The organism is Streptomyces sp. E11-3 (genome assembly GCF_046540415.1).
GTDB lineage: Bacteria > Actinomycetota > Actinomycetes > Streptomycetales > Streptomycetaceae > Streptomyces.
Window position 1 is genome coordinate 2154790 of record NZ_JAZGRL010000001.1, and the last position, 13088, is coordinate 2167877.

At 69.6% G+C, this 13088-nt stretch carries 12 protein-coding genes; 5 read left to right on the forward strand and 7 right to left on the reverse strand.

Going from position 1 to position 13088, the window contains the following annotated elements:
- Positions 1-427: 427 nt before the first annotated feature.
- From U9R90_RS09635 to U9R90_RS09655, 5 genes are all read right to left on the reverse strand, one after another.
- Positions 428-2572 (reverse strand): putative bifunctional diguanylate cyclase/phosphodiesterase, encoded by a 2145-nt coding sequence (locus U9R90_RS09635; protein WP_411055972.1) that lies wholly within the window; start codon positions 2570-2572, stop codon positions 428-430.
- A 248-nt stretch (positions 2573-2820) separates the two neighbouring features.
- Entirely contained in the window at positions 2821-5022 is a 2202-nt protein-coding gene (gene ligA, locus U9R90_RS09640; RefSeq protein WP_411055973.1) for an NAD-dependent DNA ligase LigA, read from the reverse strand.
- An 89-nt stretch (positions 5023-5111) separates the two neighbouring features.
- Positions 5112-6128 carry a methionine synthase gene (locus U9R90_RS09645; RefSeq protein ID WP_411055974.1) on the reverse strand — a complete coding sequence of 339 codons (1017 nt, stop codon included), beginning with the start codon at positions 6126-6128 and terminating at the stop codon, positions 5112-5114.
- A gap of 64 nt (positions 6129-6192) precedes the next feature.
- Complete coding sequence (locus U9R90_RS09650; protein WP_411055975.1) at positions 6193-6891, reverse strand: SDR family oxidoreductase; 699 nt, start codon at positions 6889-6891, stop codon at positions 6193-6195.
- A gap of 360 nt (positions 6892-7251) precedes the next feature.
- Positions 7252-7791, reverse strand: a complete 540-nt coding sequence (locus tag U9R90_RS09655; protein ID WP_411055976.1) for a TIGR00730 family Rossman fold protein — start codon at positions 7789-7791, stop codon at positions 7252-7254.
- Between the two features lie 60 nt (positions 7792-7851).
- Here U9R90_RS09655 and U9R90_RS09660 point away from each other — a divergent pair, with 60 nt between their 5' ends.
- The 5 genes from U9R90_RS09660 to U9R90_RS09680 all read left to right on the forward strand — a co-directional run bounded on the left by U9R90_RS09660 (position 7852) and on the right by U9R90_RS09680 (position 11917).
- Positions 7852-8175, forward strand: coding sequence for a DUF427 domain-containing protein (locus tag U9R90_RS09660; protein WP_411055977.1), 324 nt, complete (start codon positions 7852-7854; stop codon positions 8173-8175).
- An 86-nt stretch (positions 8176-8261) separates the two neighbouring features.
- The gene (locus tag U9R90_RS09665; RefSeq protein WP_411055978.1) at positions 8262-9047 is read left to right on the forward strand and encodes an alpha/beta fold hydrolase; all 786 of its coding nucleotides are present in this window, start codon (positions 8262-8264) and stop codon (positions 9045-9047) included.
- Between the two features lie 80 nt (positions 9048-9127).
- Positions 9128-9517 carry an amino acid ABC transporter permease gene (locus tag U9R90_RS09670; protein WP_411055979.1) on the forward strand — a complete coding sequence of 130 codons (390 nt, stop codon included), beginning with the start codon at positions 9128-9130 and terminating at the stop codon, positions 9515-9517.
- Positions 9518-9521: 4 nt separating this feature from the next.
- A complete protein-coding gene (locus U9R90_RS09675; protein WP_411055980.1) occupies positions 9522-11357 on the forward strand; it encodes an alpha/beta hydrolase in 1836 nt (611 codons plus the stop codon).
- Positions 11354-11917, forward strand: a complete 564-nt coding sequence (locus U9R90_RS09680) for a hypothetical protein (protein ID WP_411055981.1) — start codon at positions 11354-11356, stop codon at positions 11915-11917. Before U9R90_RS09675 ends, U9R90_RS09680 begins: the two co-directional genes overlap by 4 nt.
- Before the next feature lie 23 nt (positions 11918-11940).
- Here U9R90_RS09680 and U9R90_RS09685 read toward each other — a convergent pair whose 3' ends face one another.
- Both U9R90_RS09685 and U9R90_RS09690 read right to left on the reverse strand, forming a co-directional pair.
- Positions 11941-12537 carry a Uma2 family endonuclease gene (locus U9R90_RS09685; protein ID WP_411055982.1) on the reverse strand — a complete coding sequence of 199 codons (597 nt, stop codon included), beginning with the start codon at positions 12535-12537 and terminating at the stop codon, positions 11941-11943.
- Between the two features lie 100 nt (positions 12538-12637).
- The coding region (locus tag U9R90_RS09690) for an ATP-binding protein (protein WP_411055983.1) at positions 12638-13088 on the reverse strand (451 nt) is incomplete at its 5' end.

Consider the following 13088-nt stretch of genomic DNA (forward strand, 5'->3'; position numbering starts at 1 on the left):
GCGGTGCGGGGTGGGGCAGCGCGGGGCAGAGCGAGGCCGCAAGGCGGAGTGAGGCCGCGCGAGGCGAGGCGGCAGAAGCGGGGCCGACCACGCAGCGGCGGGGCCGCAGGGGGCCACGGGCCGGTCGATGTGGGCAGCGGCGGGTGCTCCTCCCCGCAGTCGCCGACGGCGCTGAGCCCCCACAAGGGCCACCTGCACCTGACAACGCCACCCGCACGGGTGGTGCGGGTGGGAAACACGCTCGGCCGCAGGCCGGGCGCACCCACCACCGGTCCGCACGAGCGCCCCGACCCGACCGACGCGCGGCAGCGCCAGGCGCGCCACCCCGCAGTCGCCGACGCCGCCAAACGACGCACGAACCCCACGCGCCGCAGGCAGAGGCTCCGCCCTGGGGGCACCCCCAGAACCAGCCCCGTGCAGCCGAGGGCTAGTTCACGACCTGGCCGGACGGCCGCTCCACGTCCTGCGGCGGGGCAGGGGCGGAACCCGCGTCGGCCTCCGCCGCCCGCGCCGCGGCCAGCAGCTCCGCAGGCCGCTGCCACCCCCGCGACCCCCGCGCCCGCAGCCACGCCGTGGTCTCCTCGGCCGGCATCGCCGCGGCGACCAGCCAGCCCTGTACGGCGTCACAGCCGAGGTCCCGCAGCCGCTCCCAGGTCTCGTCGTCCTCGACGCCCTCGGCGACGACCAGCAGCCCGAGTGAGTGCGCCAGATCGACCGTGCAGCGGACGATCTCGGCGTCCTCGTTGTCGACGGCGAGCCGCGCCACGAAAGACCGGTCGATCTTGAGTTCGCTCACCGGCAGCCGCCGCAGATGGACCAGCGACGAGTACCCGGTCCCAAAGTCGTCGAGTGACATCTTCACGCCGTGCCCGGTGAGCCCGGCCATCGTGTCCGCGGCCCGCTGCGGGTCCTCCAGCAGCACATGCTCGGTTATCTCCAGCTGCAGCGCCCCCGCGGGCACCCCGTGCCGGGCCAGCCGCGCGGCCACCGCGCCCGCGAATCCCGGCGTATGGACGTCGCGTGGCGAGACATTGACCGCGACCGGCACCTTCAGGCCCTGCGCCTGCCAGCGCGCGACCTGGGCGAGCGCGGTCTCCAGGACGTACTCGGTCAGATACGGCATCAGCCCGGAGGACTCGGCGATCGCGATGAACTCGTCCGGCGGCACCTTCCCGCGCTCCGGATGCACCCAGCGCACCAGCGCCTCGAGTCCGGCCACCTGGCCGTCGAAGCGGACCTTGGGCTGGTAGTGCAGCTCGACCTCGTTCGCGTCCAGGGCGCGTCGCAGATCGCCCAGCAGGCCCAGCCGGTCCGGTGTGTTGGAGTCCCGCTTGGACTCGTACACCTCCACGCCCGTACGGTCCCGCTTGGCCTGGTACATCGCGACGTCGGCCCGCCGCAGTAACCCCTCCGCGTCGAGCGCGTGGTCGGGGAAGACGGCGAGCCCGGCGCTGGCTTCGAGTACCAGCGTCAGCCCGTCCAGGTCGAGCGGCGAGCCGAGCTCGGCGACCAGCGTCCGCGCCACCCGCTGGGCGCTGGTGGTGGAGTCGCAGGTCGGCAGGAGCACTGCGAACTCGTCGCCGCCGAGCCGCGCGGCCTCCGCCCCGCGGGGCAGCGCGTGCCGCAGCCGGTCGGCTATCTGCAGCAGCAGCCGGTCGCCGGCGAGATGCCCGAGCGTGTCGTTGACCGAGCGAAAGCGGTCCAGGTCGATCAGGACGAGCGCGGAGCGCGCACCGACCCGATCGGCGTCGTCCAGGGCGGTCCAGATCCGCTCCAGGAGCCACTGCCGGTTGGGCAGTCCGGTGAGCGGGTCGCGCAGCTGCTCCTCGGCTCTGGCACGCGCGATCCACAGCGTGGAGTCGAGCGCGATCAGCGGCACCGCGAACAGCGGCAGCAAGACGGGGAGCGCGATGGCGACCACACAGATCAGCGGGGCGATACCGAGCAGCGCGACCCCGACAAGACCCTGCCTGATCAGCGACGTACGGGCGACGGTCGGTAGTCCCGTGGGGTGCGGGGCGTGGACGTACCAGATCAGCAGCCGGGTCACCACGAGATAGGCGGCCGCGGCCAGGGCCACCTCGGGGACGGTCCAGACGTTCCAGCTCTCTGGTTTCCAGGGGTCCTCCACGGAGGGCTGGTTGCCGAAGGCGGCCAGCACGAGGGCGCCCCCGCCGATCCCCAGGATGTCCACCGCGCCGTGCACCACGCTCTGCCGTCTGTGGCCGCTGCGCACGGTGCCGACCAGGAGGACGACGGTGAGGCTGACCATGGCGGCGGACACCCAGCCGTAGAGCAGCAGGACCGCGAGGGTGAGGGCGGCACCGGATCCGGTGCCGCCCCACCAGCGCTCGCGGCCGAGTGCGACCAGGTGGCCGACGATGACGCCGGTGAGTACGGCGAGGGACCAGCCGGCGGCCGATCCGGGGAACAGCGCATGGTCACCGGTGAGTGCGCGCACGAACCCCGCGCACAGCACGCCCGCGGCCAGCGCCACCACGACCGCGGGGAGCACGGGCAGCGCCAACCGGCGCAGCCAGGACACCGGATCGGCGCTCTCGGTCGGTTTCATTCCCGTCCCTCTCACAGCCGGCGGTGCCCACGCCACGCGGCCTCATGCCAGGAGTCACCGCGTCTGAAAACCTCTCCCCGTGCTCGCAGGGAGCAGGAGATACCCCATACGCGGCGGGGCACGGCAGGCGCACCCCTCAACAGTAGGGCGCGGAAGGCTTTCGCGGGCGGCGGTCGCCTACGGTTGCCCGAATGCGGCCCGGCCACCCGTATGCATCTGGTATGCGCTGAACGGGTGGCCTTCAACCACTACTCGCCGGTCGAATCCTCGATCGGAAGCGCAGCTTCCCGTGCGGCGTCCGGACCCTGTTCCAGCAGGACAGTGAGGCCCTCCTCATTGAGGACCGGAACCTTTACCTGCATGGCCTTGTCGTACTTCGATCCAGGATTGTCCCCCACCACGACGAAAGACGTCTTTTTCGAAACCGATCCGGTCACTTTCGCGCCCTGACTCTGCAGCGCATCTTTTGCGCCATCCCGCGTATGCCCCTGCAGCGTGCCGGTGACAACGACAGTGAGCCCCTCCAGTGGCCGCGGGCCCTCGTCCTCGGCCCCTTCCTCCTCAAGCCGCACCCCCGCCGCCTGCCACTTGCGCAGGATCTCCCGGTGCCACTCCTCGGCGAACCACTGCTTGAGCGAGGCGGCGATGGTCCCGCCGACCCCCTCCACGGCGGCCAGCTCCTCCTCGCTCGCCTGCTCGATCCGCTCCAGGGAGCGGAACTCACGCGCCAGCGCCTCGGCGGCCACCGGTCCGACATGGCGGATGGACAGACCGGTGATGATCCGGGCGAGCGGGCGCTCCTTGGCCGCCGCGATGTTCTCCAGCATGGCCAGGGTGTTGGCCTTGGGCTCGCCCTTCTGGTTGGCGAAGAAGGTGACGATCTTCTCCTCGCCGGTCTTCGGATCCCGCTTGGGCAGCCCGCTGTCCTGGTCGAGTACGTACGACTTGATGGGCAGCAGCTGCTCGACGGTGAGGTCGAACAGATCGCTCTCGTCGCGCAGCGGCGGCTCGGCGGGCTCCAGCGGCTGGGTCAGCGCGGTCGCCGCGACATAGCCGAAGTTCTCGATGTCCAGGCACTTGCGGCCCGCCAGATAGAACAGCCGCTCGCGCAGCTGGGCGGGGCAGGAGCGGGAGTTGGGGCAGCGCAGATCGATGTCCCCCTCCTTCATCGGCCGCAGCGGCGTCGCGCACTCGGGGCACTCGGCGGGCATCACGAACTCCCGCTCGCTGCCGTCCCGCAGGTCGGCGACCGGGCCGAGGATCTCGGGGATCACGTCACCAGCCTTGCGCAGCACCACCGTGTCGCCGATGAACACCCCCTTGGCCTTGACCACTTCCTGGTTGTGCAGGGTGGCGAACTCGACCTCGGAGCCCGCGACGGTGACCGGCTCCACCACCGCGTACGGCGTCACCCGGCCGGTCCGCCCGACGCCAACGCGGATGTCCACCAGCTTGGTGTTGACCTCCTCGGGCGCGTACTTCCAGGCGATCGCCCAGCGCGGCGCGCGCGAGGTCGCGCCGAGGCGGCCCTGCAGCGGGATCTCGTCGAGCTTGACGACGACACCGTCGATCTCGTGTTCCACGGAGTGGCGGTTGTCGCCGTAGTACGCGATGAACTCGCGTACGCCGTCGAGATTGCCGACCACCTTGTTGTGCTGCGCGGTCGGCAGGCCCCACTCGTGCAGCAGCTCGTAGGCGTGCGACAGGCAGTCGATGTCGAAGCCCTCGCGGGCGCCGATGCCGTGCACGACCATGTGCAGCGGCCGGGTCGCGGTGACCCTCGGGTCCTTCTGGCGCAGGGAACCCGCCGCGGCGTTGCGCGGGTTGGCGAAGGGTTTGTCGCCGCTCTCCACCAGGCGGGCGTTGAGCTCCTCGAACTTCTCCATCGGGAAGAAGACCTCGCCGCGGACCTCGACGAGGGCGGGGACCCGGTCTCCCTGGAGGCGGTCGGGGATGTCCGAGATCGTCCGGACATTAGGGGTGATGTCCTCGCCGGTGCGGCCGTCGCCACGCGTGGCGGCGCGGGTCAGGCGGCCGTGCTCATAGGTGAGGTTGACCGCGAGCCCGTCGATCTTCAGTTCGCACAGGAAATGGTGGTCCGAGGCGCCGACGTCCTTGCCGACCCGCTCCGCCCAGGCGGCCAGCTCGGCGTCGTCGAAGGCGTTGTCCAGGGACAGCATGCGCTCGTGGTGCTCGACCGAGGTGAACTCGGTCTCGTAGACGCCCGCGACCTTCTGGGTCGGCGAGTCCGGCGTCCTGAGCTCCGAGTACTGCTCCTCCAGGGCCTCCAGGGAGCGCAGCAGTGTGTCGAACTCGCCGTCGCTGACGACCGGCTGGTCCTTCACGTAGTACCGGAAGCGGTGCTCCTCGATCTGCTCAGCGAGCTGCGCGTGCTTCTCGCGCGCCTCCGAGGGCGCCGCTGTGTGCTGTGCGTGCTCTTCGCCGGCCACCGTCTCAGTCCTCCCGTTGTCCCGTATATCCCGGTGTCGGGGTGTTCCCGTCGCCGAGGCGTCCCGCTGGCGGGACGGATCGCGCGTGATTACTCAGGGTTGTCCGCAAGTGATCGCGCGGCCCGGACGCAGTGGGCGAGCGCCGCGCGGGCGTACGCGGGCGAAGCCCCCGCGAGACCGCACGACGGCGTGACCACGACCGACTCCGCGAGACTCCCCGGAGTCAGGCCCAGCCTGCGCCACAGCGTCCTGACACCACTGACGTTACTGGCAGGGTCTGACAATGCGGCGTCGGTGGACGGCACGACGCCCGCGAACAGCTGCGTACCGGCCTCCACGGCCTCCCCGATCGTCTCCTCATCACGCTCGGTGAGGAGCGACGCGTCGAAGGACACCCCCGCGGCCCCGGCCCTGCGCAGCAGCGCGAAGGGCACGTCGGGAGCGCAGGAGTGCACCACCACCGGACCGTCGTGCACCGCCACCAGGTCGCGCAGCGCGCTCTCCACGCTCTGCCGGTCCACGGCCCGGTGGGTGCGGTACCCGCTGGCCGTCTTGATCTGCCCGCGCAGCACGGCCGTCAGGGACGGCTCGTCGAGCTGCAGCACCAGCTCGGCACCCGGCACCCGTCGCCGTACCTCCGCGAGATGCGCCGTGAGCCCTTCCGCCAGCGAGCCCGCGAGGTCACGGCACGCCCCGGCGTCGCCGAGCGCCGCCTCACCGTTCCTCAGCTCCAGCGCGGCCGCGAGCGTCCACGGGCCCACGGCCTGCACCTTGAGCGGCCCCTGGTACCCCTGCGTGAACTCCTCCAGAGCGTCCAGGTCCTCCCTCAGCCACGACCGGGCCCGCCGGGTGTCCATCCCCGGCCGGTCCCCGATCCGCCAGCCGCTGGGCTCCACGCGCGCGTACACCTCGACCAGCAGCCCCGCGGTCCGCCCGATCATGTCGGCACCCGGCCCCCGCGCTGGCAGCTCCGGCAGAAACGGCATCCCTTGTTCCGGCGTCTCGAAGCTCCCGACGACGGTTTTCGCGGCCTCCCGCGCGTCTCCTCCGGGCATCGAACCGACCCCCGTGGCGGGGCCCCAGCTGAACCTGCTCTTTTCGCTCACCCCGGAAGCGTACGGAACACCACTCGCTCCGGCCTCGACAGAGGCAGGGTGAGCTGGGGTGCGCTCACCGGCCCGGGCGCACCGTCAGGTCGTTGACCTCCGCGTCGCTCGGCAGGTCGATGGCCATCAGGATCGTCGTGGCGACCGACTCCGGGTCGATCCAGCGCGAGGGGTCGTACGCCTTGCCCTCCTGCTGGTGCACCTTGGCCTGCATGGGGCTCGCGGTGCGCCCCGGATAGACCGAGGTGACCCGAACACCGTTCGGCTTCTCCTCGTGGCGCAGCGAGTCGGCGAGCGCCTTCAACCCGTGCTTGGACGCGGCGTACGCGGACCACTCGGCGTGCGCGTTCAGCCCGGCACCCGAGTTCACGAAGAGCACATGGCCCTGGGTGAGCCGGAGTTGGGGCAGGAAGTGACGGGTGATCTCGGCCGGGGACACCAGGTTCGCGTTCAGCTGGGCCTGCCAGACCTTCGGCGTGAGCTCACCGACGGGCCCGAGGTCGACCACGCCCGCGATGTGCAGCAGCGAGTCGACCCGGTCCGGGAGGCTCTGATGGGAGAAGGCCCAGGAGAGCCGCTCCGGGTCCGCGAGGTCGCCGACGAGGGTACGCGCGCCGGGGTACTCGGCGGCGAGCTCCTTGGCGCGCCCCGCGTCGCGCGCGAGCAGCACCAGCTCGTCCCCGCGCGCGTGCAGCCGGCGCGCGACGGCAGCGCCGATACCGGAACCGGCACCAGTGATCACATGTGTAGCCATGTCCCGCATGATCCCATCAGCCGTCACCCTGACTCAACGGGTTCCCGCCTCAGCGGGTTCCTGTCTCAGCGGGTTCCTGTCTCAGCGGGTTCCTGTCTCAGCGGGTTCCTGTCTCAGCGGGTTCCTGTCTCAGCGGGTTCCTGTCTCAGCGGGTTCCTGTCTCAGCGGGTTCCTGTCTCAGCGGGTTCCTGTCTCAGCGGGTTCCTGTCTCAGCGGGTTCCTGTCTCAGCGGGTTCCTGTCTCAGCGGGTTCCTGTCTCAGCGGGTTCCTGTCTCAGCGGGTTCCTGTCTCAGCGGGTTCCTGTCTCAGCGGGTTCCTGTCTCAGCGGGTTCCTGTCTCAGCGGGTTCCTGTCTCAACGCGTTCCTGTCTCAACGCGTTCCCGCGGACTCCTCCAGGTAAGCGAGGGCGGACACCGGCTCCTCGGCGAAGAACACCAGCTCGGTGAGCGGAAGGGGCAGGAAGCCCTCGTCCTCCATCCGCCGGAACTGCTCCTTCAGCCCGTCGTAGAACCCCGCCGTGTTGAGCAGCACCACGGGCTTCTCGGTCTTCCCGTGCTTCTTCAACTCCAGGATCTCGGTGGCCTCGTCCAGGGTTCCGGTGCCCCCGACCATCACCACCACCGCGTCGGCGTTCTCCAGCAGCAGCGCCTTCCGCTCGGCGAGGTCCTTGGCGACCACCATGCGCTCGACGTTGGGGCGTGCCTTGGCGGCCAGAAACTCCACCGACACCCCGGTCAGCCGGCCCCCCGCCTCCTGCACCCCGTCGGCCACCACCTTCATCAGCCCGACGTCCGACCCGCCCCACACGAGTGTGTGCCCTCCCTTGCCGAGGAGTTCGGCGAACTCCCTGGCGGGCCGCGTGTAGCGCTCATCGAGGTCGGCGGCGGAAAGGAAGACGCAGATGTTCATGATCCCAGAGTAGGGGCGCGCGACGGGAAGAACGCGAGCGACGGGCGTGCTGTACGACGTATGACCAAGGGACACCGCATCACCATCGAAGAGGGCACGGACCCCGTACGGGTCACCCACCAGGGCCAGGTCGTCGCGGAAAGCTCCCGCCCGCTGCTCCTGCGCGAGACGGGCTACCCAGTGCGCTACTACCTGCCCCCGGAGGACGTACGCACCGACCTCCTGACCCCGTCCGAGACCCACACGTACTGCCCCTTCAAGGGAACGGCCTCCTACTGGTCGCTGCCGGAAGCGGCGGACGCGGTGTGGGGCTACCCCGACCCGAAGCCGGAAGTGGCCCAGATCAAGAACCACTTCTGCTTCTACGAAGTCGACGCGCTCTGAGCCCTGTTCGGCAGGCGCCCGGAAACCGGTCCCCCGCCCACCGATGAGTTCTGTGCGCCCGCGCGGTCTGCCCCAGCATGGAAACCATGGGCAGAGCGATCTCGCGTGACGGCACCCCGATCGTCTACGGGAGTACCGGCGCGGGCCCGGCGGTGATCCTCGTCAGCGGCGCCCTGTGCACGGGCGCGGCCGAAGAGGACCCGCTGGCCGCGCAGCTCGCGGCGCAGGGGCTCACCGCGATCTCCTACGACCGCAGAGGCCGCGGCGGCAGCGGCGACACGCTGCCGTACGCGGTGGCCAGGGAGGTCGAGGACATCGCCGCCCTGATCGAGAGGGTGGGCGGCAACGTGGCACTGCACGGCACGTCGTCCGGGGGCGCACTGGCGATGGAGGCGGCCGCGAGCGGCCTGCCGATCACCAAGGTCTCCGCGTACGAACCCCCGTTGACCCCGGACGAGGAGGGCGTACCGGCCAGGCGCCAGCAGGCGGCCCGCCTGCGGGAACTCCTGGCGGCCGACCGTCGCGGCGACGCGGTCGAGTACTTCGTCTCCGGAACCGGCGCGCCCCCAGGCGTGATCGCCGAGCTACGTAAGTCACCGATGTGGGCGGGCTGGGAGGCGCTGGCCCCGACGATCGCCTACGACTTCGAGGTCCTGGGCGACAGCCTGGTCCCGGTGGACCGGCTGGCGGCCGTCAGCGTCCCCCTGCTCGTCATCAATGGCACAGAGAGCTTCGACTGGATGGCCGAGGCGGCTCGCGAGATCGCCCGCGCCGCGCCCGATGGCCAACACCTGATGCTGGAGGGCCAAACCCACATGGCCGACCCGGAGGTACTGGCGCCGGTGCTGGCGGAGTTCCACGTGAAGGGCTGACGAGGCTGCCCGTCCCGTGTCCGGCGGCGCTTCCGCCTCGTTGCCCTTGCTGACGATGCGGGAACGGGGAGGGTACGGCGGTGGCCTGGGACGAGTGGGAGCAGCTGAAGGCCGATGCGGTCGGGCGGCAGTCCGCGCGCGGTGGCGGTCGGCTTCGGCACAGTGGCAAGCCGTGGACCAACGCGGCGGACGTCGCGCGGGAGCTGCGGACGAGCATGGCCACGGGCAGGAGGGACCTGAGCGAGGCGCACGGCGTCGACGTCGCCGCCGGAGCGAAGGGGCTGGCGAGCGCGGGCGTCCTGAAGGCCGTACTCGCGTCCTGGGAGAAGCGGCTCGACTCCGTACGGGACGAGTGCGGGGCGCTGGTGCCGAAGCTGCGGCAGGCGGCGAGGGACCAAGGCGAGACCGACGCGCGCGTGAAGGCGAACGCGGACGCCGTGCGGGTTCCTGAGGGTGGGCTGGGGCGGTGACCCGGTGCTGAGTTGGCAGCAGCTGCGGGACCTGGACTGTTCCCGGCTGACCGACGCGGCCGACGGCTGGGGCAAGGTCAGCAACCGTGCCGATGCCGCGCGGGATCGGGTGGACGCGGAGATGACCGGCCGGTTGGCGAAGACGCAGGAGGGCGAGGCGGCCCAGGCGGTGGTGCGGCGCCTGCGGCGGCTGAACCGGAACTTCGCGTACCTGTACACGGAGTGCGGGCTGGTGCGCTCGACCCTGAACGGCCTGGCGCATGAACTGCGTGCCCCGCAGCGGCGGCTGAAGGGGGCGCTGGAGGACGCGGCGGCGCTGAACTTCACGGTGAACGCGAACGGTTCGGTGAGCTACCCGCCCGGTGGCGAGAACCTGATGGATGGTGGTGCCAAGCACCCTGGGGGCTCGGTGGCGGGACGCGGCACCCTCTTCGACCAACGCCCGTCCCCGGACGGCAAGCCCCTGTCCGGCAGCCCCTCGCCCCTCCTCACCACCCTCAACCCACACCACTCCAAAGCGGAGGACATCGCCGACCGCATCGCCCACGCGCTACGCGAGGCGAACGACATCGACGGCCGCTTCAGCCAAGCCCTTCGCAAGCTGAAGGCGGAGCCGGGGCTCACGGTCAACTCGGCGACGTGGAGAGACGCGGCCGGTGACGCGGACGCGGTGCGCGACATCGCGTACAAGTACCTCAAGGACGACTTCCCGAAGGACAAGTCCCCTGCCGAGCGCAGGGAGTGGTGGGAGGGCCTGTCCCAGGAGCGGCGGGAGGAGTACTTGGCCGTCTACCCGGATGTGATCGGGAACCTGGATGGGATTCCTGCGGAGGTTCGGGATGAGGCCAATCGCGACAATCTGCGGTTGCTGATCGGGAAGTTGGAGGGGCAGGACGACGAGAAGTCGAGGACGATGCTGACGGCTCTGAAGGACATCGATAGGCAGCTGGCGGAGAACGTCACGCAGCGCCTGGAGGTCGGCAAGGAGGTCCCGCCCCCGATGTATTTGCTCGGCATCAGCGATGAGGGCAACGGCCGGGCGATCGTCGCTTACGGAAACCCCGACACTTCGACGAACGTCTCGGCCTTTGTTCCAGGTCTCGGTTCAAAATTGGACACCGAGTTCACGGGAGACGACGGCTTGAAACGGGCACTGGACACCGCCAGAGGAGCCCAGAGATACGATCCATCCACTGCCGCCATCGCCTGGCTCGGCTACGACGCACCACAACTCCCGGCTGAGAGTCTAGTGAAGAACACAGACATCGCATTCATCGGTAGCGCCAAAGCCGGGGCAGCTTCGTACAACGAGTTCATGGCTGGCATCTCCGCAACTAACGAGACCTCCGATCCGCACGTCACCGCGATCGGCCACTCATACGGTTCCCTCACCGTCGGACAGGCTGCCCAGCAACCGGGTGGCATCCCAGGCGCCGACAACGTCATCCTGGTCGGAAGCCCAGGAACCGGCGCGAACTCCGCACAGGATCTGAACGTCGACAAGGGCCACGTCTTCGTTGGCGCAGCCGACAACGACCTGGTAACCAAAGCCCCCTCTAAGGCACACGCTGCAGCGGGCTTGGCGTTCCCTGGACTCATCGGTGTCGCAGTCGGGCAGGTCGCCGACCCAGGAAATGACAGCCTCTGGTTCGGCAAAGATCCGGCCAGCGAAGCATTCGGCGCCACACGCTTCAAAGTGGACGACGGCCCGCATGTCATCACGGGGGGCGTCGAGGCCCACACCAACTACTTTGACCCGAAAGCGGACAGAGTGTCCGCAGACAATATTGCCAGGATCGTCGCAGGCGAACCCAATATCAAGACAGAAGGGCGGCGATGAAACTCATGCCCCTGCTGGCGGCCGCGTCAGCAGCGATACTGCTGACAAGTTGCACGGCGATTGAATCGGCAAGTCAGACCAGAAAGAGATGTCCCGACATGAATATGCAGGAGGCGGCAGAGCAAGCAGATGCGATCCTTGACGACACAATCAACACCATCAAGCCGGAGATTCAATGGGCGCACGGGGTAACCTCCAAAGGACATGAGAGCATCTCGCGCGACCGCACAGTCATGACAATTATTTCGGATGAACGGCGCGGCGCGTTCCTCGGAGTTGTTGAGCGGTTCTGGAAGGAGAGCGGATACACGATTAAGTCGGTCAACAGCAGCGAGCGGACTCCGGCCATCTTCGCCCAGTCCTCCGACGGCTTCGGGGTTTCTCTGATCATCGGCGGAAAGGGCCAGGCCTACTTCGTGGTAGACAGCCCCTGCGTCCAGAAGTCCGACGTCGCCGACCCCACCACTCCTCCGAACTACCGGGGTGAATACCCCCTCCCCCGCCCCAACGTCCACTCCGACTTCTGGTCCGCCAACACTCCACTCCCGCCCAAGCCATAGCCCACCGCTTGGAGCGCGACGCGTCAGTTCCGGGGCGGAGTGCGGTAGGTGGGGAGGGCTGTCGTGGTCAGTTCGCCGCCCAGACCCGAGGGCAGCGGGATGCTCTCTCCGTACTTGCCGTGTATGACGCCCCTGTACTCCCCGTCTCCAGGACGGGTGAACAGGGACCACGTCCCCGTACGGGGATCGATCTGGAGGAGTCGGGAGACACGTGCGGCGGCGTACCACGCGGTCTTCTCGTTGATGCCCTTCAGACGCTCGTTGGGCGAGATGACCTCCACCGCGAGCTCGACCGCGTCCGCGTCCAGCAGCCACCCGTCCTCGTCCTTGAACGCGCGCGGGCCGACGGTCAGGTCCGGGGTCGCGTAGTCGTCCGGGTCGCCAGGCATGGGAACGGACACGTTCTCGAATGCCTCGTGTGCCGTCGCGAGCCCCGGGCGGATTGCGTCCCGCAAGTCAATGATGATCCCGGCGTGCTTGCCGCTCGGGCTCGGCGACATCACGAGGGCTCCTCCGATGATCTCGACCCGTGTGCCGGTGATCTGTTCGAGCTTCTCCGCCGCCTCGCGGAGGTGCCCACGGCGGACGGGAATGGGGTGGCGGGCCAGACCTGCCGACATCGGTCCTCCTTCGCCTGCGGTGCGTCACAGGGCTTCGGTGTAGCGCACACCGCCCTCGCTCTCACTGTACTCACCGCCCAGACGGCGCTGCGGCTCATTGTCACGCCGCCGCGAGCGCGGGCGGCGGAGTCTCGCCCCGGTCCACGGAGAGCTCGAACCAGATCGTCTTGCCGAGGGCATACGGGTTCCGGGTCGCAGTGACGGAGCAGCCGCCCCAGCGGTCGGCCACCGCGTCCAGGATCACCAGTCCGCGCCCGCCTTCGGCGTCACCGGGCGGCACCGGTCCCGGTTCGGGAAGGTCGGGGCTCATGTCGTGGACGACCACGCGGAGTACGGGATGCCGCCAGTGCAGCCACACGGCGGCCGGGCTGTTGGTGTGCCGTACGGAGTTGGTGGCCAGCTCACAGGCGAGGAGTTCGGCGCGGTCGGTGAGTTCGTCGAGCCCGTGGGCGGTGAGTACGGAGCGGAGGGTGATCCGCACGATACGGGGCGCGCGGGGGTCGCGGGGGAAGCGGAGCTCGTAGTGCCAGGGGGCGGTGAAGGGGAGCGGG

Bases quoted from the DNA above. Each gene is read 5' to 3' on its own strand.
- U9R90_RS09635 (WP_411055972.1), bottom strand. From the start codon at position 2,572: ATGAAACCGACCGAGAGCGCCGATCCGGTGTCCTGGCTGCGCCGGTTG.
- U9R90_RS09650 (WP_411055975.1), bottom strand. From the start codon at position 6,891: ATGCGGGACATGGCTACACATGTGATCACTGGTGCCGGTTCCGGTATC.
- U9R90_RS09655 (WP_411055976.1), bottom strand. From the start codon at position 7,791: ATGAACATCTGCGTCTTCCTTTCCGCCGCCGACCTCGATGAGCGCTAC.
- U9R90_RS09660 (WP_411055977.1), top strand. From the start codon at position 7,852: ATGACCAAGGGACACCGCATCACCATCGAAGAGGGCACGGACCCCGTA.
- U9R90_RS09665 (WP_411055978.1), top strand. From the start codon at position 8,262: ATGGGCAGAGCGATCTCGCGTGACGGCACCCCGATCGTCTACGGGAGT.
- U9R90_RS09680 (WP_411055981.1), top strand. From the start codon at position 11,354: ATGAAACTCATGCCCCTGCTGGCGGCCGCGTCAGCAGCGATACTGCTG.
- U9R90_RS09685 (WP_411055982.1), bottom strand. From the start codon at position 12,537: ATGTCGGCAGGTCTGGCCCGCCACCCCATTCCCGTCCGCCGTGGGCAC.